The sequence below is a fragment of the Autumnicola tepida genome, from assembly GCF_031846485.1.
Taxonomy (GTDB): Bacteria; Bacteroidota; Bacteroidia; order Flavobacteriales; family Flavobacteriaceae; genus Autumnicola; species Autumnicola tepida.
On sequence record NZ_JAVRHQ010000077.1, the window covers coordinates 1 to 1,022 of the forward strand.

Consider the following 1,022-nt stretch of genomic DNA (forward strand, 5'->3'; position numbering starts at 1 on the left):
TGATTAAAACTTCCTGGTTCCCAATAATCCAGATATTCTTCCTTTATGGTTCTATTGATCCGTTCGGCATAAGCATTGTCCTGTGCACTTAAAGCCATACTAATAGCTGTACTATGGGCTTTTAAAAGATCAATATACTTTTTGTAAGTATATTGACTTCCCCTGTCTGAATGATGGATTTGGGGGGCATCATTTCCCTTTAGTGCCATTTTCATAGCTTTCATATTTGCCGTTGCTCTCATATGGTCTGATACCTGATATCCCACAATTTTCTTTGTGTAAACATCTATGATAAAAACAGCATAGTAAAATTTACCTGCCACTTTGTAATAGGTAATATCAGATTGCCAGACTACACAAGGACCATTTATTTGCTTTCCTTTTATTAAATTAGGATAGTAGACTTTCCCAGCAATGGTAGTCCGCCGGTAATTTTTCTTCTTTTTCAATCGATAGCCCAATTGCATAAAAGTCTCCACAAATCGGTCCCTGCCAATAAAATCAGGATTTAAAGTATGGTACATCTTCTCCACCCCACAACCAGGATGTTCTCTGCGAAGCTCATCGGCTTCTTCCATTAATTGCATCAGTTGATCATCAAAAACAGCTTGTCGTTTAGCATAACTGTGCACAGCTTGTTTACTGATCCCGACACTCTTATAAAGCTGGTTCATAGAAAAATTCATCTTTTTGTTGTTTTCTCGGAACCAGTTGATTGTGGGGTGTTGTAGTTTTTTTTAATGTCGATACCCAGTTCTGACTTAGCCAGGGCAATCATCTTCTCCAGGTAATCTACCTGAATTTGTTTTCGACCAACAGTCGCTTCCAGTTCCCGGATACGACTTTCCAGCTCTTTCATCTTTTTTTGGCTACTGTCTTTCATTTCTACCACTCTTATACCTTTCTCATTAAAGGTAGAAAATTTATAAATCCAGCGATAAATAACCTGGTTAGCGATCCCATGAAGTTTTGAAAGCTGTGGAACACTATACTCCCCACCTTCAAAATCTGCCACGATCTGT

The 1,022-nt window shown here is 38.5% G+C and carries 2 protein-coding genes; both read right to left on the bottom strand.

The genetic code is table 11. The annotated features are described in order from the left end of the window. The coding region (locus RM553_RS19425; protein ID WP_311536623.1) for a DDE-type integrase/transposase/recombinase at positions 1-674 on the bottom strand (674 nt) is incomplete at its 3' end. A gap of 8 nt (positions 675-682) precedes the next feature. Further along, the coding region (locus RM553_RS19430) for a transposase (RefSeq protein ID WP_311536624.1) at positions 683-1,022 on the bottom strand (340 nt) is incomplete at its 5' end.